The sequence below is a fragment of the Massilia sp. YIM B02443 genome (genome assembly GCF_030411955.1).
Taxonomy (GTDB): Bacteria; Pseudomonadota; Gammaproteobacteria; order Burkholderiales; family Burkholderiaceae_D; genus Telluria.
Map to the genome: position 1 here is coordinate 80,014 of NZ_JASNRA010000020.1, position 20,204 is coordinate 100,217.

Here is a 20,204-nt window from a genome sequence, read left to right on the forward strand (position 1 = left end):
GGTAGTTATGGCGCCGGGCGCGCTGCTGTGCCCGAGGTCGAGTCCAACTTCGGGCCGCCAGCCACCGATTATAGTGCGCTTTTATACCATGCAATTTTTACGCTTTCATTCCCGCGTTGCATGTGAGATATTCTCGCTTTCGGCCGCGCCATGGCGTCCCATTTCCCGTGGCGGACCGCTCCAGCAACAAAGGAACACCATGCCTTACGACCCCAACCCGGCCGGCTTCAAGCCCTACATCCCGGCCTCCGCCCAGCTGGCGGAAATGACCCCGCGCGCCCTGATCATGGGCGTGATCCTGGGGATGATCTTCGGCGCCTCGTCGCTGTACCTGGTGCTGAAGGTCGGCCTGACCGTCAGCGCCTCGATTCCGGTGGCGGTGATCGCGATCACCCTGTTCGGCGTGGCGCGCAAGATGGGCGCGCGCGAATCGACCATCCTGGAAAACAGCGTGGCCCAGACCGCCGGCTCGGCCGGCGAATCGCTGGCCTTCGGCCTGGGCGTGACCATGCCGGCGATCATGATCCTGGGCTTCGACCTGGAAATCTCGCGCGTGATGCTGGTCGGCGTGCTGGGCGGCCTGCTCGGTATCCTGATGATGATCCCGCTGCGCCGCACGCTGATCGTCGACCAGCACCGCGAACTGAAGTACCCGGAAGGCACCGCCTGCGCCGAAGTGCTCAAGGCCGCCGCCACCGACGTCTCGCGCGAAGCGGCGGGCGAGGTGCGCGAGGAGGGTTCCGACGCAGCGAAGGAAGCCAAGCGCCGCGCGATGATCATCTTCGGCGGCTTCGGCATCGGCATCCTGTATAAAACCCTGAGCGTGTCGTTCAAGGGCTGGCGCGACGTGATCGACTTTCAGTTCGGCGCGCCGCTCAAGGCCGGCAGCGCCGGGGCCGAGATCTCGCCGGAACTGGTCGGCGTCGGCTACATCATCGGTCCGCGCATCGCGTTCACGATGGCGGCCGGCGGCGTGCTGGCTTCGCTCCTGCTCATCCCGATGATCAAGTTCTTCGGCGAGCTGTTGACCGTACCGCTGTCGCCGGGGACCATGCTGATCCGCGACATGACGCCGGACGACATCCGCGGCGCCTACATCCTGTACATCGGCGCCGGCGCGGTGGCGGCCGGGGGCCTGATCTCGCTGGTGCGTTCGCTGCCGACGATCTGGAACGGCCTGCGTGGCGGCCTCGCAGGCATGAGCAAGGGTTCGAGCGGCGACGCGTCGCTGCGCACCGACCGCGACATTCCGATGAAGTGGGTGGTGATCGGCTGCCTGGCGATCATCGCCATCATCTCGCTGGCCACGCCGCTGCACATGAACGTGCTGGGCGCGATCCTGATCCTGGTGTTCGGCTTCCTGTTCGCCACCGTGTCGTCGCGCCTGACCGGCGAGATCGGCTCGTCGTCGAACCCGATCTCGGGCATGGCGGTGGCCACGCTGCTGTTCACCTGCCTGATTTTCCTGGTGCTGGGCTGGACCGGCGGGCGTTACTACGTCACCGCGCTGTCGGTCGGCGCCATCGTCTGCATCGCCGCCAGCAACGCCGGCACCACCTCGCAGGATCTGAAGACCGGCTACCTGGTCGGCTCGACCCCGCGCATGCAGCAGTACGCGATCCTGTGCGGTGCGTTCGCTTCGGCGCTGATCCTGGGGCCGATCCTGCTCAAGCTGAACGAAGCGGGCACCGTATACGTGCCGGCGGCGCAGGTGGCGCCGGGCCTGACGGTGGATGCCTCGAAGCTGGACGAGACCGGCCAGCTGCACGGCCCGCAGGGGCAAACCGACGGTAACACGTATAAAGTCTGGCACAAGCTCGACACCGTGGGCGGCCCGGCCGGCAAGTACTTCGTGGCGAACGACGGCAAGGTCGTGTACCTGGTCGACCCGGGCATCAATGGCCAGCACAAGACCCGCCCCGACGGCTCCGAGGTCAAGAAATACGACGCGCCCAAGGCGGTGCTGATGTCGTACATCATCAAGGGCATCCTCGACCAGCAGCTGCCGTGGACGCTGGTGCTGTTCGGCGTGATGATCGCGCTGGTGCTGGAAATGGCCGGCATCTCGGCGCTGGCGTTCTCGGTCGGCGTCTACCTGCCGCTGGTGGCGACGCTGCCGATCGCGATCGGCGGCACGGTGCGCTGGCTCGCGGACCGCCGCAACAACAAGCTGCCGCAGAACGCCAACCTGAACGAGGAAGAACGCCAGGCCGCGGGCGACCGCAGCTCGGGCACGCTGCTGGCGTCGGGCTATATCGCGGGCGGCGCGCTGGCCGGCATCATCATTGCGATCACGGCCGGCGTGCTGACCGAGTTCGATAGCGCGATCGGCGATTGGGCCGAGGCGTCGAATCCGTTCTTCGCGGGGGACAATGCCAACTTCCTGAGCATGATTCCGTATGCGCTGATCGTCGGGCTGCTGTACTGGGTGGCGCGCGAGAAGGCCAGGAAGTAATCCGAGAAATAAAGAGGGGCGGCCGCAAGGCCGCGCTGCAAACGACAACGCCGGCTTCGAGCCGGCGTTGTTCGTTAATGGGATGCGAGCGTCGCTTGAACGCGTCGGCGGCGGAGCCGCCAACCCTACGCGGTATGGATGCGATGTTGGACGCGTGGACGGCAAGCCGTCCACGCGTTCAACAACCTTTCCTGTAGGGTTGGCGGCTCCGCCGCCGACGCGTCCAACCAGCTCCAGCGCAGCCGTCAATCAAACGTAAGCCAGATCGTGCTGCCGGATCGTATCCGCGATCCAGTCGTCGGTATGCTTGACCGGATAGCCCAGCGCCTTCGCGCGCGACGTGTCCAGCACCAGCGGCGCCGCCAGGTCGAACGGCGAAAACGGCCCGGCTTCGTCAGCAGGGGCCTTGCGCACCCGCGCCGGCGCATCCAGCGCCTGGCCGACGCGCGCATGCAGCTCATACGCCGACAGCGCGCCGTCGTCGCCCGCATTCACCGGCCCGGTGAAGTCCTGCGCCCCGGTCCAGGCCAGGAAGTTGGCAGCGTCCTGCGCCTCGATGAACGAGGTGCGCGCACGTGCCTGGGTGTAGCGCAGCGGCGTACGCCCGCGCACCAGGTCGACATAGTGCGCCAGCCGGCCGGTGTAGTCGTCCGGTCCGCCCAGCACGTGCGCCAGGCGCACGCTGGCCAGCGGCAGGCTGCCGTCGCGGTACAGGTAAGCCTCGGCCTGGAGTTTGCCGGCCACGTAGCTGTCGTTGGCCAGCGCCGGGTCGTGCCACGGATAGCCGGTGTCGATCGGCTGGGCCAGGATCTGCAGCGCGTCTTCGGCAAAGGGCGCGGTCTGCGCCGGCAGCGCGCGATACACGTCGATGGTCGAGGTCATCACGTAGCGTCCCACCTTGCCGCCGAACACGCGCGCCGAGATCGCGGCGTCGAACGGCGAATAGCACATCTGGTCGTAGACGATGTCGAAACGGGCGCCGGCAAAGGCGGCGCGCATGCTCGACTCGTTGCGGCGGTCGACGCGCACGCGGGCGATGCGGTTGCCGAACGGATCCGGTGCGTAGCCGCGCGTGGCGACCGTGACCTCGTGCCCGGCGCGCAGCAGGCGCTGGACCAGCAGTTTGCCGAAAAAGCGGGTGCCACCGATTACCAAAATTTTCTTGGGCATGGGGTGTCCTCTGTTGATCCTCGCTATTGTCGTACCGTTGTTACAATGGTGCAACCGAGAAATAGTATGGACATTGACTAATAAATTCTAATGCATGGAGCGCTTATGAAGCCTTTGCGCAGCCTGTCCGGGCTGATCGATTTCGACTGCGCCGCGCGCTGGGGCAGCTTCAAGCTGGCCGCGCGCGAGCTGCACAAGACGCCGGCGGCGGTCAGCCAGCAGGTCAAGCAGCTCGAGGAAAACGTCGGCTTTGCCTTGTTCGTGCGCCATCCGCGCCACATCGCGCTCACCGAAAAGGGGCAGGAGCTGGCGATCGCCACCGCGCGCATGCTGGCCGACCTGCGCGCCAAGGTGGCGGCGCTGCAAAGCGGCGACGAGGAAGCGGTGCTGCGCATCTCGACCACGCATTCGTTCGCGATCAAATGGCTGGTGCCGCGCATGCACCGCTTCACCAAGCTGTATCCGGAACTCGATATCCGGCTCGACTCGAACGACGCCCAGGTCGACCTGCATGCGGACAGCACCGACGTCGCGATCCGCTATGGACCGGTGGAAGAGGGCGATCCGCTGGTGCTGTTTCGCGAGCGGCTGGTGCCGGTCTACAGCCCGGAACTGCTGGCGCCCGGCCAGGCGCCTTTGACGCTGGCCGACCTGCCGGACTACCGGCTGTTGATCGAGAAGTCGTCCGAGGCCTGGCTCAAGCTGCTCAACGAGAACCGGGCGCTGGATGGCGACTACCTGTTCTCGCGCGGCTACAGCCACTGGGGCGTGCTGGTGCAGGCTGCGGTGGCCGGGCAGGGCGTGGCGCTGGTGCCGTACGGGATCGCGTTCGAGGACATCTCGGCCGGCGCCTTGCTGCGCATCCCATGCCGCAGCGCGCCGTTCGCCAACGGCTACCGTTTCCTGGCCAATCCGACCAAGGAACACATGCTCAAGGTGCGGCGCATCAAGGCCTGGCTGGAGCGCGAGATGGAAGAAATGCGGGTGCAGTTCGACCAGGGTTGACGCCGATGGCGTCGTCCGCACGGCCTCGTTAGCACCCGTGATTCGTAACTAACCAACAAAGCTGCTTGGCACGGCAACGGCAGCCATCACGGCGGCGGGGGATGAAAAAACGGCGGCCATATAGGCCGCCGTTCTTGGCGAAGCAGGGAGCGTGTTATTTCACGCCGTGCATCAGTTTCTGGATCAACGGCGCCAGCACGAACAGCAGCACGCCGCCGCCCAGCAGCGACCAGAAGCCGAAGCTGTAGCCGCTCAGGGCCGACGCCACCGACATGCCGGATTCACCCGAGACGTGCGAGGCGAAGATGCCGGACAGGTTGTTGCCGATACCGGTCGACAGGAACCAGCCGCCCATGCCCAGGCCCACCAGGCGGGTCGGCGCCAGCTTGGTCACCATCGACAGACCGATCGGCGACAGGCACAGTTCACCCACCGACTGGATCACGTAGACCATGAACAGGGTCCAGAACGGGATCTTGCCGTTGTCGTTGATCAGCTGCGACAGCGCGTACATCAGCAGGCCGAAGGCCAGGCCGTTGAAGATCAGGCCGAGGCCGAACTTGCGCGGGATCGACGGGTTGGCGTTGCGCTTGCCCAGCCAGACCCAGATCGCGGCGATGATCGGCGCGCACACGATGATGGCGATCGAGTTCACCGACTGGAACCAGGCCACCGGGAATTCGAAGCCGCTCAGGTTGCGGTCGACGATGTTCGCGGCCAGGAAGGTGAACGAGCTGCCGGCCTGCTCGAAGAAGCACCAGAACAGGACGTTGAAGAAGAAGATGATCATCATCGCCCAGGTCTTGTCGCGCGCGACCTTGCCTTCGCGGATGCCTTCGATGATCAGCATCGCGGCCAGGCCGATGAACAGCACGGTCAGCAGGATCTGCAGGTTGTTGGCGCCGGCCTGCAGCAGGAAGTAGACGATCGGGATCACGATCAGCGAGCCGACGATGACCATGATCTGGCGCTTCGGGTTGGCCAGTTCTCCGTTTGCGGCGCCGATGCCCTGCAGGGTCTTGCGGCCGATGTAGAACCACACCAGCGAGATCAGCATGCCGATGCCCGAGGCCAGGAACACGATCTTGTACGACGGCATGGCGCTGGTGCCGAACACCTTCTCGGCCAGGATCTGGGTCAGGATCGGCGCGAAGAAGGCGCCGACGTTGATGCCCATGTAGAAGATGGTGAAGCCCGAATCGCGGCGGGTGTCGTTCAGCGAATACAGCTGGCCGACCATGGCCGAGATGTTCGGCTTGAACATGCCGTTGCCGACGATGATGGTCGCCAGGCCGAGCTTGAAGATGTCATGGTTCGGGATGGTGATCATGAACAGGCCTGCCGCCATGAAGATGGCGCCGGTCAGGATCGAACGCTGATAACCGATGACGCGGTCGGCCACGTAGCCGCCGAAGACGGCGCCGGCGTACACCAGCGCGAGGTAGGAACCGTAGGTGAGGTTGGCCTCGGCCTGGCCGGATGCGTCGCCGCCGAAGAACTGGCCGACGATGTAAAGGACGAGTGCCCAACGAATGCCGTAGAAAGCGAAACGCTCCCAGAATTCGGTCATGAACAGCATCCACAGCGGTGCTGGATGGCCCATGATCTGCTTGAATTCTGGAAGGGGTCCCTTGGCGGGTGTAGTAGCTGCACCGCTCATGCGGTTCCTCCCGAAATAGATTGACTCGAATAATAGTTATATGAAGCACCTGGGCACCGCGAATGCGACGGCCGAGCATTCCAATAGGCACGCATTCTAGTGCATATCAGGTACCACAAGCGAATTTTTTCCGGATGTGGTATTGACGCGCGAAGGCGGTGCACGGCGCGGTGCACGGCTGCCTTTTTTTGGACAGGCATCGTGGTGCGCTTTGGCGTATATTGCTGTTCAGGCTACTAGAGTTTCAAGCAACGGAAAGAGGAAAAACAGACCATGACCCATGAAGTAGTCGACACCCTGATTTCGCCGGAAAACCTGAAGTCGGTCGATACCCTGATTTCTCCCGAAGGCCGGCTCGAAGTATTGTCCAAGGCCGAAGTGACCAAGCTGCTGGACACCAGCAAGGCCGGCCTGTACGACATCTTCCGCAAGTGCGCGCTGGCGGTTCTGAACAGCGGCAGCAGCATCGACGACGGCAAGGAGCTGATGGAACGCTACGCTTCGTTCGACATCAGCATCCTGCAGCGCGAGCGCGGCATCAAGCTCGACATCCGCGGCGCGCCCGGCCAGGCCTTCGTCGACGGCAAGATGATCAAGGGCATCCACGAACACCTGTTCGCGGTGCTGCGCGACATCGTCTACGTCCACTTCGACGTCACCGACAACCCCAAATTCGACCTGACCCGCAGCGACGGCATCACCGACGCCGTGTTCCACATCCTGCGCAACGCCAATGTGCTGCAGCCGCAGCGCAATCCGAACCTGGTGGTGTGCTGGGGCGGGCACTCGATCTCGCGCCTCGAATACAACTACACCAAGCAGGTCGGCTACGCGCTCGGCCTGCGCGAACTGGACATTTGCACCGGCTGCGGCCCGGGCGCGATGAAGGGCCCGATGAAGGGCGCCACTATCGGCCACTCCAAACAGCGCCTGTCGGGCGGGCGGTATCTCGGCATCTCGGAACCGGGCATCATCGCCGCCGAGTCGCCGAACCCGATCGTCAACGACCTGGTGATCATGCCGGACATCGAAAAGCGCCTGGAAGCATTCGTGCGCACCGGCCACGGCATCATCGTGTTCCCAGGCGGCGCCGGCACCGCCGAAGAGATCCTGTACATCCTCGGCATCCTGCTGCACCCCGAGAATGCCGAGATTCCGTTCCCGCTGATCTTCACGGGTCCGGCGGCGGCGCGCGAATACTTCACCCAAATCGACCAGTTCATCGGCGTCACCCTGGGCGAGGCGGCGCAGCGGCGCTACAAGATCATCATCGACGATCCGGACGCGGTGGCGCGTGAGATGGTCGCGGGTATCCAGCAGGTGCGCGCCTTCCGCAAGGCCCACAGCGACGCCTATTACTACAACTGGCGCCTGAAGATCGACCCCGAATTCCAGAAGCCGTTCAAGCCGACGCACGAGAACATGCGCAACCTGAAGCTGCACCGGGGACAGGAACCGCACCTGCTGGCGGCCCAGCTGCGGCGCGCGTTCTCGGGCGTGGTGGCGGGCAACGTCAAGGAAGAGGGCATCCGCGCGATCGAGCAGTTCGGCAAGTACGAGATCCAGGGCGAGGCGGCTATCATGGGGCCGATGGATGCGCTATTGCAGTCGTTCGTGGAGCAGAGCCGGATGAAGTTGCCGGGCAAGGCGTATGTGCCTTGCTATACGATCGTGCAGTAGCGCACCGCAATCTCAAATTCGGCTACGTCCGTTTGAACGTCATCCCCGCGCAGGCGGGGATGACGTTCGGGAGGAGCGGGCCAACGTTTCGCGGTAATGGCACGCAAATAAAAAAGGCCGCCTTCCGGCGGCCTTGCTACATCAGTCTTCCTTGCGCAGGTGGGGGAACAGCAGCACGTCGCGGATGTTCGGCGAATCCGTAATCAGCATCATCAGGCGATCGATACCGATACCGCAGCCGCCGGCCGGCGGCATGCCGTATTCCAGCGCGCGGATGTAGTCGGCGTCGTAGAACATCGCCTCGTCGTCGCCCGCGTCCTTGGCCGCCACCTGCGACAGGAAGCGCGCCGCCTGGTCTTCAGGGTCGTTCAGCTCCGAGAAGCCGTTGGCGATTTCGCGGCCCACCATGAACAGCTCGAAGCGCTCGGTGATCCCTTCGCGCACGTCCGAGGCGCGCGCCAGCGGCGAGACTTCGACCGGGTAGTCGATGATGAAGGTCGGTTCCCACAGCAGCGCTTCGGCGGTCTCTTCGAACAGGGCCAGCTGCAGCGCGCCCAGGCCGGCGGTGGCGAACGGCTTGACGCCGAACTTCAGCAGTTCCTGCTTGATGAACTCGACGTCGTTCAGCTGCTCGGGAGTATAGCCCGGCGCGTACTTGTCGATCGCCTCGACGATGGTCAGGCGCTGGAACGGCTTCGACAGGTCGAGTTCGCGTCCGCCGTAGGTCAGCACGGCGCTGCCGTTCGAATCGATCGCGGCCTGGCGGATCACTTCTTCGGTGAAGTTCATGATCCACTTGTAGTCGGTGTAGGCCGCATAGAATTCCATCATCGTGAATTCAGGGTTGTGGCGGACCGAGACACCCTCGTTGCGGAAGTTGCGGTTGACTTCGAACACACGGTCGAAGCCGCCCACCACCAGGCGCTTCAGGTACAGTTCCGGCGCGATGCGCAGGTACATTTCCATGTCCAGCGCGTTGTGGTGGGTGACGAAGGGCTTGGCCGCGGCGCCGCCGGGAATAGGGTGCAACATCGGGGTCTCGACTTCCATGAAGCCGTTCTTTTCCATGAAGCGGCGCATCGACGACATCGCGGCGGTACGCGCCTTGAAGGTGCGGCGCGTCTCTTCGTTCATGATCAGGTCGACGTAGCGCTGGCGGTACTTGGTTTCCTGGTCGGCCAGGCCGTGGAATTTGTCCGGCAGCGGACGGATCGCCTTGGCCACCAGGCGCAGTTTGGTGACCTTGATGGTCAGCTCTTCGACCTTGGTTTTGAACAGGGTACCTTCGACGCCCAGGATGTCGCCCAGGTCGTAGCTGCGCAGTTCTTCCATCGCGGCTTCGCCGGCGCTGTCGAGGGTGATGTAGACCTGGATGCGGCCATCGGCGGCCGGGCCGGAACTATCCTGCAGGGTGGCGAAGGCGGCTTTCTTGCCGGCTTCGCGGCGCAGCATCATGCGGCCGGCCAGCACCACCGGCACCGGTTCGGCTTCCAGTTCTTCGCGGGTCTTGCCGCCATAGGTGGCGACCAGGTCGGCGGCTTTGTGCTGCGGCACGAAGTCGTTCGGGAAGGCGATGCCTTTTTCGCGGATCGCCGCCAGCTTGGCGCGGCGCTCGGCCATGATCTTGTTCTCGTCGGCGCCCGGAGCGGTGGCTGGGGCCTGCTGTTCTTGGTTTTCGGTGGTCATGATGTGTTCTGTTCTAGTTTTGGTGGTACTGGCTGTATTCAGGCCAACAGCGTTTCAACGTCCAGCTGCGTGAAATCGTTGACGATGGCGATCACGTTGTCGAATTCGGCGAACGCGGACGCAGGCAGGGTGGTGGTCAAGACCACCGCGCGCATGCCGGCGCGGCGCGCCGCTTCCACGCCCAGCGGCGCATCCTCGAACACGATCGATTGCGCCGGCATCACGCCGCAGCGGTCGGCCGCTTTCAGGAACACGTCCGGATGCGGTTTGCCGCGCGGGACGTCGATGGTGCCGATCACGACTTCGTCGAAGCGCTCGCGCAGGCCCATGTCGTCCAGCACGAAGCGCGCGCTGCCGGGCGAGGCCGAGGTGGCGACGGCCAGTTTCCAGCCGCGTGCGCGCGCCGTCTCGATGAAGGCATCGAAACCTTCGACGGTGCGCCGGTGCGGGCCGTACATCTCGCGGTACAGCACTTCCTTCTCGTGGGTCAGCGCCATGATCTCATCGTCGCTCAAATCCTCGCCAACATAGTGGCGGATGATTTCCTTGCCCTGGCGGCCCGCCGTATCGCGGAAAAACTGGTCCGGGTCGATGCTCTTCCCGCGCCGTTCGAAGAATGCGATCCACGCTTGCGTGTGGAAGCTCATGTTGTCGACGATCGTGCCGTCCATGTCGAAGATCAGCGCGCGGGAAGAAGAAGTCATCGTTGAGTGCCTTTACGGTTGAGCGAGTGGAATCACACGCCTTGCTTGAGCGAGGCGGAGATGAAGTCGTCCAGATCGCCGTCGAGCACGTTCTTGGTATTGCCGGTCTCGAAACCGGTACGCAAGTCCTTGATGCGCGACTGGTCCAGCACGTACGAGCGGATCTGGTGGCCCCAGCCGACGTCGGTCTTGGAGTCTTCCAGCTTCTGCTGCTCGCTCATGCGGTTGCGCAGCTCGAGTTCATACAGCTTGGCGCGCAGCATGTCCCATGCTTCGGCCTTGTTGCGGTGCTGCGAGCGGTCGTTCTGGCACTGCACGACGATACCGGATGGGCCGTGGGTCAGGCGCACCGCAGAATCGGTCTTGTTGATGTGCTGACCGCCGGCGCCCGATGCGCGGTAGGTATCGATACGCACGTCGGCCGGGTTGATCTCGATCTCGATCGAGTCGTCGACCTCCGGGTACACGAACAGCGAGGTGAACGAGGTGTGGCGGCCGTTGGCCGAGTCGAACGGCGACTTGCGCACCAGGCGGTGCACGCCGGTCTCGGTGCGCAGGTGGCCATAGGCATATTCGCCGTCGACCTTGATGGTGGCGGTCTTGATGCCCGCGACCTCGCCCTCTGACTGCTCCAGGATCTCGGCCTTGAAGCCCTTGCGTTCGCAGTAGCGCAGGTATTGGCGCAGCAGCATCGAGGCCCAGTCCTGGGCTTCGGTGCCGCCGGCGCCGGCCTGGATGTCGATGAAGCAGCTGGCGTGGTCCATCGGGTTGTTGAACATCCGGCGGAATTCCATGCCTTCGATGATCTTCAGGATCGCATCCAGGTCGGCGGCCACGGCTTCGAGCGTGTCGTCGTCGCCTTCCTCGCGCGCCATGTCGAACAGGTCGCGCGCATCAAGCAGGTCGGCTTTCGCCTTCTCGAGCACCAGCACGACGCCTTCCAGCGCCTTCTTCTCTTTGCCCATCTCCTGGGCGCGCTTCTGGTCGTTCCAGATCGATGGATCTTCCATCTCCTGGTTGACCTGTTCTAGTTTCTCCGACTTCTTATCGAAGTCAAAGATACCTCCGAAGTTCGGCCTCACGACCGGTCAGGTCGTTCAGCAGGGCGGAAATGGCATTGATGCGTTCAGCTTCCATGGTCTTGGCAGTCTCGTTTGTAGGTTGAATCGAACCGGAGATTATAAACGACTGCGGCGCCGAAGTCGCCCGCCAGCCCCTGCCGAAGTTGTCTGGACAGATTCTTTCTTGCCCCGGCGCAGGGCGCTGCCGTATCATCGGCCCGTCTATTCACCTGGAATCACCATGTCCGTCGCTTCAAACACCACCTTGCGTTACCAGATTTGCATGGCGTTCGCGCCTGTCTTATTCAGCCTTCCCGTGTATGCCGCAACCGCGCCAGCCAAGGGCACGTCCGCCGTGCTGGCCGTGCTCGAGACATCCGACCTGCACTCGAACGTGGTCGGCTACGACTACTACAAGCTGGCCGAGGAACCGTCGATCGGCTTCGATCGCACCGCGACCCTGATCCGCCAGGCGCGCAAGGAGTTCGCCAACACCCTGCTACTCGACAATGGCGACACCATCCAGGGCACGGCGTTCGCCGACTACCAATCCCTGGTGGCGCCGCCGAAATGCGGCGAGGTGCTGGGCATCTACAAGATCATGAATGCGCTCGGCTACGAGGGCGCCACGGTCGGCAACCATGAATTCAACTACGGCCTGCCGTTCCTGAACCAGGTCACCGGCAGCAGCTTCAAGGTCAAGGACGTGACGCCCGCCGCCAAGCCGTGCGCCGGACCGAAGTTCCCGATCGTGCTGGCCAACATCCAGAGCCTGCAGAGCAAGCAGCCGCTGTTCGCGCCGTACCGCATTCTCGACAAGAAGATCGTCGCCACCGGCGCCAACGGCAAGCAGGTCGAGACGACGGTCAAGGTCGGCATCATCGGCTTCACCCCGCCGGACATCATGTCGTGGGACAAGCGCTGGCTGGACGGCCGCGTGGCGCCGCTGGACATCCGCGCGACCGCTGAAAAATTCATCCCCGAGATGAAGAAGAAGGGCGCCGACCTGGTGGTGGTGCTGGGCCACGCGGGCCTGGACGACAGCCCGTATTCGGCCAAGATGGAAAATACCAACTGGCACCTGGCCAAGGTGCCGGGCGTGGACGTGGTCCTGATGGGGCATGCGCACCAGCTGTTCCCGAACAAGGACAGCACGGTCGGCCAGTTCAACCTGCCGGGCGTCGATAAAGTGCGCGGCCTGGTGAATGGCGTGCCGGCCGTGATGCCGAGCCAGTGGGGCAAGCACCTGGGCGTGGTCCAGCTGCATCTGAAATATGACGGCAAGGCCTGGAGTGTGGACAAGGACAAGACGGTGGTTCAGGCGCGTTCGACCCAGACCGGCCCAAAGACCTTCGTCGAGCCGGATGCAGAAGTGCGCGCGCTGGTGAAGGCCGAGCACGAGGCGACCATCGCCTACGTCAAGACGCCGATCGGCGCGACCCAGTTCCGCATGTCGAGCTACTTCGCCGACGTCGGCGACCCGTCGGCGATCGAGATCGTCAACCGCGCGCAGGCCGACTACGTCGTCAAGTACGTCAAGGCCAACCTGCCGCAGTACGCCAGCCTGCCGGTGCTGTCGGTATCGGCGCCGTTCAAGGGCGGCTTCCCGACCGCGGCCGATTTCACCGACGTGCCGGCGGGCGACTTGGCGCTGAACAACGCGGCCGACCTGTACCTGTTCCCGAACTCGCTGTACGCGGTGAAGGTGGATGGCGCGGGCCTGAAGGCGTGGCTGGAGACGGCGGCAGGGCGTTTCAACACGATCGACCCGAAACAGTCGGCGCCGCAGGAGCTGGTCAACAGCCGCTTCCCGAGCTTTAATTTCGATACCGTGACCTCGCCGGACGTCAGCTACGAGATCGACGTCACCCGCGCGCCGGGCGATCGGATCCGCAACCTGCAATACCGCGGCAAGGCGGTCGAGGCCAGGCAGGAATTCCTGGTCGCGACCAACAACTACCGCGCCAGCGGTGGCGGCGGGTTCCCGGGGCTGGATGGCAGCAACGTGGTGCTGGCTTCGCCCGACAACAACCGCGACATCCTGATCGAGTACGTGCGCAATGCGAAGCAGCTGACGCGCAAGGAGCATGGGTCGGCGCGCAGCTGGAAGTTTGCACGCGTGCAGACGGCGGGTCCGGTGGTGTTCCGTTCGGCGCCGGGGCTGGTGGGGCTGGCGCAGGAGGCCGGGCTGGCCAATGTCAGTCAGCTGAAGGAAGATGACGGCGCCGGCAAGGGCATGGCCTTGTACGCGGTCGATCTGTCGAAGTAACGCTACCTTTAGCTGCTGGCAGAAGCACGTCGCCCCCGCGCAGGCGGGGGCCCAAGTTCGTAGCGCAGCCGCTACCTTCAACGCAGGTGGTTCGCACGCAAACTTGGGCCCCCGCCTGCGCGGGGGCGACGGTTTTTAGGATAACAATTGCAATAAGGGTGACGTCCGCGCGAACCAGCCCCTCAATGCAGCTGCTTCTTCGGCTCCTGCACCAGCACGAACGGGCTCACCACCGACGCCCACAGCGTCGCATCCTGTTCCACCCAGCTCTGCGCCTGCGCGTCGCTCACCTTCGCCAGCATTCCATCGTTCATCCAGCGCGTGATGCTGTCCTTGTCGTCGTGCGCGATGCGCAGCGCGACGTCGATCAGGTCCAGCTGCTCGCTGACCCACACCACCGAGCCGCTGGCGAAGTGGCGGTCGAGTTCCTTCCACTGGATGCGGCCGGTCTCGCGGTTGATCTTGTCGTGCAGTTCGGTGTCTTTTTCGGGATTGGTTTTCATGCTTTTGCTTCGGGAATCATTGAATCTCGACCGCAGGATGCGGCGAACCCGCCCATGTTAACCGATACGTCTGCGCCTTGCGCACATTGCCGACCAGCGCCGGGCGGAAGCACGCCAGGCAGGTGCCGCCGGGATCGCGCACGCTGGGAAAGATCACGCCCATCGAGCCGGCGTCGAGCAGTTCGTTGGCCAGCGCCTGCGAGGCCACGTAGCTGGACGGGTCCAGGCACGGCAGATACGCCTCGATGCCGCGCAAATCGTGGAAGGTGGCGCTGAAGTCGGCCAGCAAGGCCTGGTACGTCACGCTGTCGTCGAAGCGGTTGATCTCGCTGTACTCGACCGTCTTGTGGAAGATGACTTCGGCCAGCGAGGTCTCGGCCGAGAACCCGCAATACCAGGCGCCGCGCTCGCCGTCGTTGAAGCGGCTGCCTTCGGGCCGCGCATAGGTATAAGCGGCGTTGATGATGCGGAAGTTGGGCACGCCGAACACCAGTTCGTCCATGCCGATGCCCGGCAGCAGGCCGGATTCGCCGCGCAGCCGTTCGCTGGTGGCGTTGTCGAGGTCGAACAGGTCGCGCAAGGCGCCGTCGCTGTCGGCCAGCGGGGCCAGCACCGAATCCTCGACGTCGGCGAAGCGCGACGGGATCAGGCGGCAGGTGTCGTTCTGGCGCAGCAGGCTGAGTTTGGGCACGAGGCGCAGGGTCATGGGCGCACGCTCATGGCCAGGCGATCAAAGTCCGCCGCGGCGGGCGTCGAGCAGCCGGCGCACGTTCTGCATCGCCAGCAGGCCGCCACCCAGCATGTAGGCCAGCGGCGAGCGGCCGGCGAACACCGGATTGGTATTCGGCAGGTGGACCCATTCGTCGGCCAGCTTGTCGCCGTACAGGATGTGCAGCGCTTTATAGATGCCAAGCAGGTACGAGATGCGCGTGATGCGGTCGACTTCGAGCACGCGCTCGGGGTTCTTCTTCCATTCGTAGTATGACGAAGACGACAGGCCGCCGAGCAGTTCGCGCGCATCGTCGTCGCGCACCTGCCAGCTGGCAGCCAGCTTGAAGAAGCCTGTGAGGGCCGAGCGCGACAGGCGTTCGCGCTCGACGCGGGAATTCAGGTCGACCAGTACCGCCGGCTCGAAGCGGCTCTTGGGGTAGGCGTAGGCTAAGTTCATGATTCCTCCGGTAGTGGATTCTTTATACTCCGATTTCGAAAACATTGCAACCTGCGGTTGTCAAGCATGAGCGACCGTGACAGAATTCCCGGTTTGCCAAAAACGCAAACTCCGCTGCCATGCGCCTACGTTCGCTGTCGCTGATCGCCGCCTGCTTGCTGGCAACCGTGACCGTTGGCAGCGTGCGCTCGTCGCCCGGCGACCTGCGGCGCCAGGTGTTCGAGAGCGAGCGCGCATTCGCGGCCACGATGGCGGCGCGCGACTTCGACGGCTTCAGCCATTTTCTGGCGCACGAGGCGATCTTCATGTCGGGAAGTCAAGTGCTGCGCGGCAGCGACGCGGTGCGCAAGGTCTGGCGCCGCTACTACGACGGGCCGCGCGCGCCGTTCTCGTGGCAGCCGGCACAGGTGGAGGTGCTGGCTTCGGGCACGCTGGCCTACAGCAGCGGCGCGATCTTCGACCCGGACGGAAAACGCATTGGCAGCTTCAATTCGGTGTGGCGGCTGGAAGCGCCGGGAAGGTGGCGGGTGGTCTTCGACCGGGGCTGTGACTGCCGCCCCTAGCCGACACGGCAGGCGAAAAAAAGCCGGCATCGGATGCCGGCTCTCGAATGTCAGGCTGCGAACATCAGTCCGCAACGATCCCCGAATTCATCATCGCGCTGGCGCCGGCGCCGGCGCTCAGCATCCAGCCGTTCATGAACAGGAACAGCATCAGCAGCGCGAACAGCACCGAGATGCGGCGCGCCGACACGCCTTCGAACAGCGCCGGCTTGTTGTACGCCACGCCGACGAAATAGGCGCCGAACACGGTGGCCATGTAGTGCACCGCGCCGAACAGTTCGCCCAGCTCGCCCTTGCGCGGGTGCTCGATGAAGAGGTGCGACAGGATCACCAGGATCAGGTACGGCACCGAGGCGGCCAGCGGCGGCAGGTACAGGCCGAAGCGCTCGACGAAAGTGCGGATGGCCGGACGCTTGCGCGCCAGCAGCGGCAGGATCAGGTTATGGGTCAGGCCGGCGATGACGATGATCTTCAGCAGCACCGCCTTGTGCAGGCTTTCCTTGCCGAAGCCGAGGTTGTGCAGATTTGTTTCGCCCTGACGGTTGTTTTGCAGGAAGAACTCGGACGACTGGATCTGCAGGATGCGCTGGAACCAGCTGATCTCTTCCAGCGCGGCCAGCGCCACCAGCGCCGACAGGCCGCCCAGCACCAGCACTTCGAGGCCGAAGCCGTTGCGCTTGAAGCGGTCCACCGTCACGTAGCCAAGCAGGCCGGCGGTCAGTGCGAAGGCCAGGAACTGGGTCCACTCGACGATGCCATCCTCGACCAGCAGGCGCGACAGCTCATGCGGATTATCCTTCCAGATCAGGGCCAGCAGCAGCGCGAACGCGTTGATCACGCTCGCGGTGACGATCACCGGGTGCTTGTACCATTTTTGATTTTCCAACTACTTACTCCTTTACAGACGAAAATTGTTCTACCGGGGCGGGCTGCAGTACCGGCGCCAGCGGCGATTCGGGTGTGCCGGCCACGGGTGCGCCCGCCGCGGGGTCGGTGGCGCGGCGGCCGCTCTTGCGCAGCGCGCCGGCGGCCAGCGTGAAAACGGCCCAGCCGCACAGCAGCGGATCGAGCATGGCGTCCCACAGATTGCCGGTCGGCAGGCGCAGCAGCGAAAACAGGGCAATCGCGCCCAGCATCGCCGCCGCCGGGCTACGCGCATGGCCGCGCACGACCGCCAGCGCACAGGCCGCTGCGCCGAGCGCGGCGGCCAGCGGCGCGAGCACCGGCCAGAAGCCGGCGTAATAGAAGCCGCGCGCCAGCAGGCCGAAGGTGTCCAGGTACAGCAGCGTGCCGCACACCACCAGCACGCCCGCCAGCGTGTGCGGCATCGCGCGGCTGCGGCGGATGCCGTGCCAGCGCTCGAACAGGCGCAGCGCGCAGCAGCCGACCAGCAGGCCGCTCGGGTACTGGAACGCCAGGCCCAGCCACCAGGCCGGCGACAGCTGGCCCGGCAGCGCCATCGCCACCAGGGCGCCGCCCATGATCGCGACGAGCAGCGGGCGCGTCAGCGCCGGGCCGCGCCACAGGGCGCAGACGATGGTGGTGGCCACCACCGCCCAGCCGAGGCGGGCGTAAACGATCTGCAGGGCCAGGTCAGGCAAGGTCATCAAATACTCTCCCCGAGCGTGATCTTGTAGCGGTGGTGCGCGATGTTCTGGCGCTGCCAGGTGTAAGTGATGTGCAGTTCGTTGCCGACCTGCTGCATGGTCGGGTACGAGAATTCGTCGCCGGCCGGGCCCTTGGCGATGTCGGTGACCGTATGCCAGGTGCGCATGTCGCTTGATATCGACAGGCGCAGCAGGTTGCGGTCCGAGCCGCCGGCGGCGATATGGTTGTGCAGCATCAGGAACTGGCCGCTGGTCAGGCGGATCGCCGCCACCGAGGTGCTCTTGTTCGGCAGTTCGAGCGCCGGCAGGTCTTCCCAGCTGGCGCCGCCGTCGCGGCTGCTGGCGTGCTGCACCCGTTCCTGTTCGCCGTCGTCGCGCATCAGGGCGCGCACTTCGGTGGCGGACACGGGCACGATGGCCGGCTGCAGGGTCGAGGTGCTGTGGCCGATGCGCGCCAGCGAGGTCGGGTTGCCGTCGGCGTCGAACGCCATCAGCATCGGATACTTGTTGCCGATTTCAAAATACACCGGCAGCCACCAGCCGCCGTCGCTGAGGGCTACCGGCGAGGTGCGCACCAGGGCGCTGGTATTGAACAGGGGCGAGGTCGGCAGCACGCGGCGGACGGTGAAGGTGGCGCCGCTGTCGTTTGACACGATGTGGGCGATGCGCGCGGCGGCCCAGCCACCGAGGCCGGTCGCCACGACGTAGACGTGGACCTTGCCGCTACGGTCGGTCCAGGCGACCGGATTGCCGATGCGGCGCACGCCGAAACCGAGTTCCTTGCCGAGCGACTCGCGGCTGGCCACGACCCATGGCGCGCTCCAGGCGCCGTTGCGCCAGCGCGAGGCGAATACTTTCACGTCGGGACCGCTTTCGCGGCTGCCGGCCCACCAGAACGCCAGCATGCCGTCGCCGGCCAGCGGCGTGAGGGCGCTGGCGTGGGCCGAGGGCATGCCTTGCGGGGCGGGGATGTGGGTGTGCGACAGTTCGGTCAGCGTGGCCCTGGCGGCGGGACCGACGCTGCCCATGCTGGGACGGGCGGCGGCATGCGCGGCGCGGCTCCAGCGCAGCGCTTCGGCGCCGATCACGAGCAGCACGATGAGGGCACAGGCAAGGACAGTCCAGTGACCGGTCCGCGACCGGTTGATCCGGGATATTTCCATACGCTCCAGTGGTGGGAACCCAGCAGACACGTTCGGCACTCCGGGCTCGGACATCAAGACTCCCGCATGCGATGCATTGCATCTTTGGCAGTACGGGATCGCCGAAGCAAACTGAAGCGTCGGCGAAAGGCGCTATCCTACCGGAAAGCGATCAAGAATGCATGAGGGCAGCTATAAAAATGCGGCAAACGCGACCGCCTGCCGGCACGCGTGCGACAGGTTGGCCGCGCCTGCTTGCAACATTGCTCTTATACTTGCGATTTCGCCAGCCGCAACTGTGCCATATTCACTCTGCCGCATGCCCAATCTACGTCCTTTATCCGCACTGGTCCTTGGCCTGCTTCTTGCCGGCTGCGCGAACGTCAATCCATATTTCGACTCCAATAAGCCGCACCACCGGCCTGAAGGATTCGCCAACAACTACCCGCCCAACCCGGCCTACCAGCGGCCGAAGCTCGGTTTCTTCGAGGGCTGGGCGGCGCGCATCCGTAACTGGACCAAGGATGAGGCCGTGCGGGCGCCGGGCGCGCCGATCGAGCCGGTCGCGCCCGACCTCGCCTTCATCCACGCCAACCGCAGCGAGCCGGCGCTGACCTGGATCGGGCACGCGACCTTCCTGTTCCAGACCGGGACCGGACTGAACATCCTGACCGACCCGGTGTTCGACGAGCGCGCCTCGCCAGTGCCGTTCGCGGGACCGAAGCGCCACCAGCGTCCGGGCGTGGCGCTCGCCGACCTGCCGCGCATCGACGTCGTGTTGCTCAGCCATTCGCACTACGACCACCTGTCGAAGGATTCGCTGCGCGCGCTGTACCGGCAGGCGGGCGGACCGCCGTTGCTGGTGGCGCCGCTGGGCGTCGATCTCTGGCTCGAGAAAAACGTCACTGGCGGCGAGCGCTCGCGCATCGTCAAGCTGGATTGGTGGGACAAGACCACGGTCGATGGCGTCGAGCTGCACCTGCTGCCGGTGTTCCACTGGTCGGCGCGTTCGCCGTGGGACCGCAACGAGACTTTATGGGGCGGGTTCGCCGTGACGCGGCCGGGGTTTTCCTTCTTCTTCTCGGGCGACCTGGCGTATTCGAAGGATATTCAGGACATCGCGGCGCGCTTCGACGGTTTCGACCTGGCGGCGGTGGGGATCGGTGCGTACCAGCCGGTGTGGTACCGCAATTCGCACGTCAGCCCGGACGAGGCGGTGCGCATCCATCGCGAGCTGAAGGTCAAGCGCAGCGTGGGCATGCACTGGGGAACGTATCCGATGGGGCAGGAGCGGCTGGATCAGGCGCCGCTCGACCTGGCGACGGCGCGCGCGGCCCAGGGCGTGGCCGAGGATGCGTTCTTCGTGATGAAGCATGGGGCGACGTATCGGCCCGTAGGGTTGGCGGCTCCGCCGCCGACGCGGTGATTGTTATCGGCTTCGGCGTCGTGCCGGATAATCTTGCTGCCAACCATCGCCGCGTCGGCGGCAGAGCCTGTTTGGCACAGAGACATGGGTGACACATGTCTAGGG

Annotated in this window: 17 protein-coding genes; 6 read left to right on the plus strand and 11 right to left on the minus strand. The window is 64.8% G+C overall.

Annotated elements, in window-relative coordinates:
- The first annotated feature begins 199 nt into the window (after nucleotides 1-199).
- The gene (locus QPK27_RS19065) at nucleotides 200-2,455 is read left to right on the plus strand and encodes an OPT family oligopeptide transporter (RefSeq protein ID WP_290419752.1); all 2,256 of its coding nucleotides are present in this window, start codon (nucleotides 200-202) and stop codon (nucleotides 2,453-2,455) included.
- Between the two features lie 249 nt (nucleotides 2,456-2,704).
- Here the strand turns inward: QPK27_RS19065 and QPK27_RS19070 are convergent, their stop codons facing one another.
- Nucleotides 2,705-3,625 (minus strand): NAD-dependent epimerase/dehydratase family protein, encoded by a 921-nt coding sequence (locus QPK27_RS19070; RefSeq protein WP_290419753.1) that lies wholly within the window; start codon nucleotides 3,623-3,625, stop codon nucleotides 2,705-2,707.
- 105 nt (nucleotides 3,626-3,730) lie between these two features.
- Between QPK27_RS19070 and QPK27_RS19075 the strand changes: the two genes are divergently transcribed.
- Complete coding sequence (locus QPK27_RS19075) at nucleotides 3,731-4,630, plus strand: LysR substrate-binding domain-containing protein (RefSeq protein ID WP_290419754.1); 900 nt, start codon at nucleotides 3,731-3,733, stop codon at nucleotides 4,628-4,630.
- A gap of 154 nt (nucleotides 4,631-4,784) precedes the next feature.
- Here the strand turns inward: QPK27_RS19075 and QPK27_RS19080 are convergent, their stop codons facing one another.
- Complete coding sequence (locus QPK27_RS19080; RefSeq protein ID WP_290419755.1) at nucleotides 4,785-6,290, minus strand: peptide MFS transporter; 1,506 nt, start codon at nucleotides 6,288-6,290, stop codon at nucleotides 4,785-4,787.
- Nucleotides 6,291-6,563: 273 nt separating this feature from the next.
- Between QPK27_RS19080 and ppnN the strand changes: the two genes are divergently transcribed.
- Nucleotides 6,564-7,970 carry a nucleotide 5'-monophosphate nucleosidase PpnN gene (gene ppnN / locus QPK27_RS19085; RefSeq protein ID WP_290419756.1) on the plus strand — a complete coding sequence of 469 codons (1,407 nt, stop codon included), beginning with the start codon at nucleotides 6,564-6,566 and terminating at the stop codon, nucleotides 7,968-7,970.
- 141 nt (nucleotides 7,971-8,111) lie between these two features.
- Here ppnN and lysS read toward each other — a convergent pair whose 3' ends face one another.
- From lysS to prfB, 3 genes are all read right to left on the minus strand, one after another.
- Nucleotides 8,112-9,656: a lysine--tRNA ligase gene (gene lysS / locus QPK27_RS19090; RefSeq protein WP_290419757.1), complete on the minus strand. Its 1,545-nt coding sequence runs from the start codon at nucleotides 9,654-9,656 to the stop codon at nucleotides 8,112-8,114.
- Between the two features lie 38 nt (nucleotides 9,657-9,694).
- The gene (locus QPK27_RS19095; protein ID WP_290419758.1) at nucleotides 9,695-10,360 is read right to left on the minus strand and encodes an HAD family phosphatase; all 666 of its coding nucleotides are present in this window, start codon (nucleotides 10,358-10,360) and stop codon (nucleotides 9,695-9,697) included.
- Nucleotides 10,361-10,392: 32 nt separating this feature from the next.
- A protein-coding gene (prfB, locus tag QPK27_RS19100) for a peptide chain release factor 2 (protein ID WP_290419759.1) occupies nucleotides 10,393-11,497 on the minus strand; the annotation gives its coding sequence in 2 pieces (ribosomal slippage) (nucleotides 10,393-11,415 and nucleotides 11,417-11,497; 1,104 coding nt in all).
- A 165-nt stretch (nucleotides 11,498-11,662) separates the two neighbouring features.
- Here prfB and QPK27_RS19105 point away from each other — a divergent pair.
- Entirely contained in the window at nucleotides 11,663-13,690 is a 2,028-nt protein-coding gene (locus tag QPK27_RS19105) for a bifunctional 2',3'-cyclic-nucleotide 2'-phosphodiesterase/3'-nucleotidase (protein ID WP_374047092.1), read from the plus strand.
- Nucleotides 13,691-13,872: 182 nt separating this feature from the next.
- Here the strand turns inward: QPK27_RS19105 and QPK27_RS19110 are convergent, their stop codons facing one another.
- The 3 genes from QPK27_RS19110 to QPK27_RS19120 are packed head-to-tail and all read right to left on the minus strand — an operon-like array spanning nucleotide 13,873 to nucleotide 15,361.
- Nucleotides 13,873-14,193, minus strand: a complete 321-nt coding sequence (locus tag QPK27_RS19110) for a DUF2288 domain-containing protein (protein ID WP_290419760.1) — start codon at nucleotides 14,191-14,193, stop codon at nucleotides 13,873-13,875.
- Between the two features lie 16 nt (nucleotides 14,194-14,209).
- Complete coding sequence (locus tag QPK27_RS19115) at nucleotides 14,210-14,899, minus strand: RES family NAD+ phosphorylase (protein WP_290419761.1); 690 nt, start codon at nucleotides 14,897-14,899, stop codon at nucleotides 14,210-14,212.
- Nucleotides 14,900-14,923: 24 nt separating this feature from the next.
- A complete protein-coding gene (locus tag QPK27_RS19120) occupies nucleotides 14,924-15,361 on the minus strand; it encodes an MbcA/ParS/Xre antitoxin family protein (RefSeq protein WP_290419762.1) in 438 nt (145 codons plus the stop codon).
- Between the two features lie 119 nt (nucleotides 15,362-15,480).
- Between QPK27_RS19120 and QPK27_RS19125 the strand changes: the two genes are divergently transcribed.
- Entirely contained in the window at nucleotides 15,481-15,924 is a 444-nt protein-coding gene (locus QPK27_RS19125; RefSeq protein WP_290419763.1) for a nuclear transport factor 2 family protein, read from the plus strand.
- 64 nt (nucleotides 15,925-15,988) lie between these two features.
- Here the strand turns inward: QPK27_RS19125 and QPK27_RS19130 are convergent, their stop codons facing one another.
- The 3 genes from QPK27_RS19130 to QPK27_RS19140 are packed head-to-tail and all read right to left on the minus strand — an operon-like array spanning nucleotide 15,989 to nucleotide 18,628.
- Nucleotides 15,989-16,810, minus strand: coding sequence for a hypothetical protein (locus tag QPK27_RS19130; RefSeq protein WP_290419764.1), 822 nt, complete (start codon nucleotides 16,808-16,810; stop codon nucleotides 15,989-15,991).
- 4 nt (nucleotides 16,811-16,814) lie between these two features.
- On the minus strand, nucleotides 16,815-17,531 hold the full coding sequence (locus QPK27_RS19135; protein ID WP_290419765.1) for a hypothetical protein: 717 nt from the start codon (nucleotides 17,529-17,531) through the stop codon (nucleotides 16,815-16,817).
- Complete coding sequence (locus QPK27_RS19140) at nucleotides 17,531-18,628, minus strand: sialidase family protein (RefSeq protein ID WP_290419766.1); 1,098 nt, start codon at nucleotides 18,626-18,628, stop codon at nucleotides 17,531-17,533. Before QPK27_RS19140 ends, QPK27_RS19135 begins: the two co-directional genes overlap by 1 nt.
- Before the next feature lie 364 nt (nucleotides 18,629-18,992).
- Between QPK27_RS19140 and QPK27_RS19145 the strand changes: the two genes are divergently transcribed.
- Nucleotides 18,993-20,099, plus strand: a complete 1,107-nt coding sequence (locus QPK27_RS19145; protein WP_290419767.1) for an MBL fold metallo-hydrolase — start codon at nucleotides 18,993-18,995, stop codon at nucleotides 20,097-20,099.
- The last annotated feature ends 105 nt before the right edge of the window (nucleotides 20,100-20,204 follow it).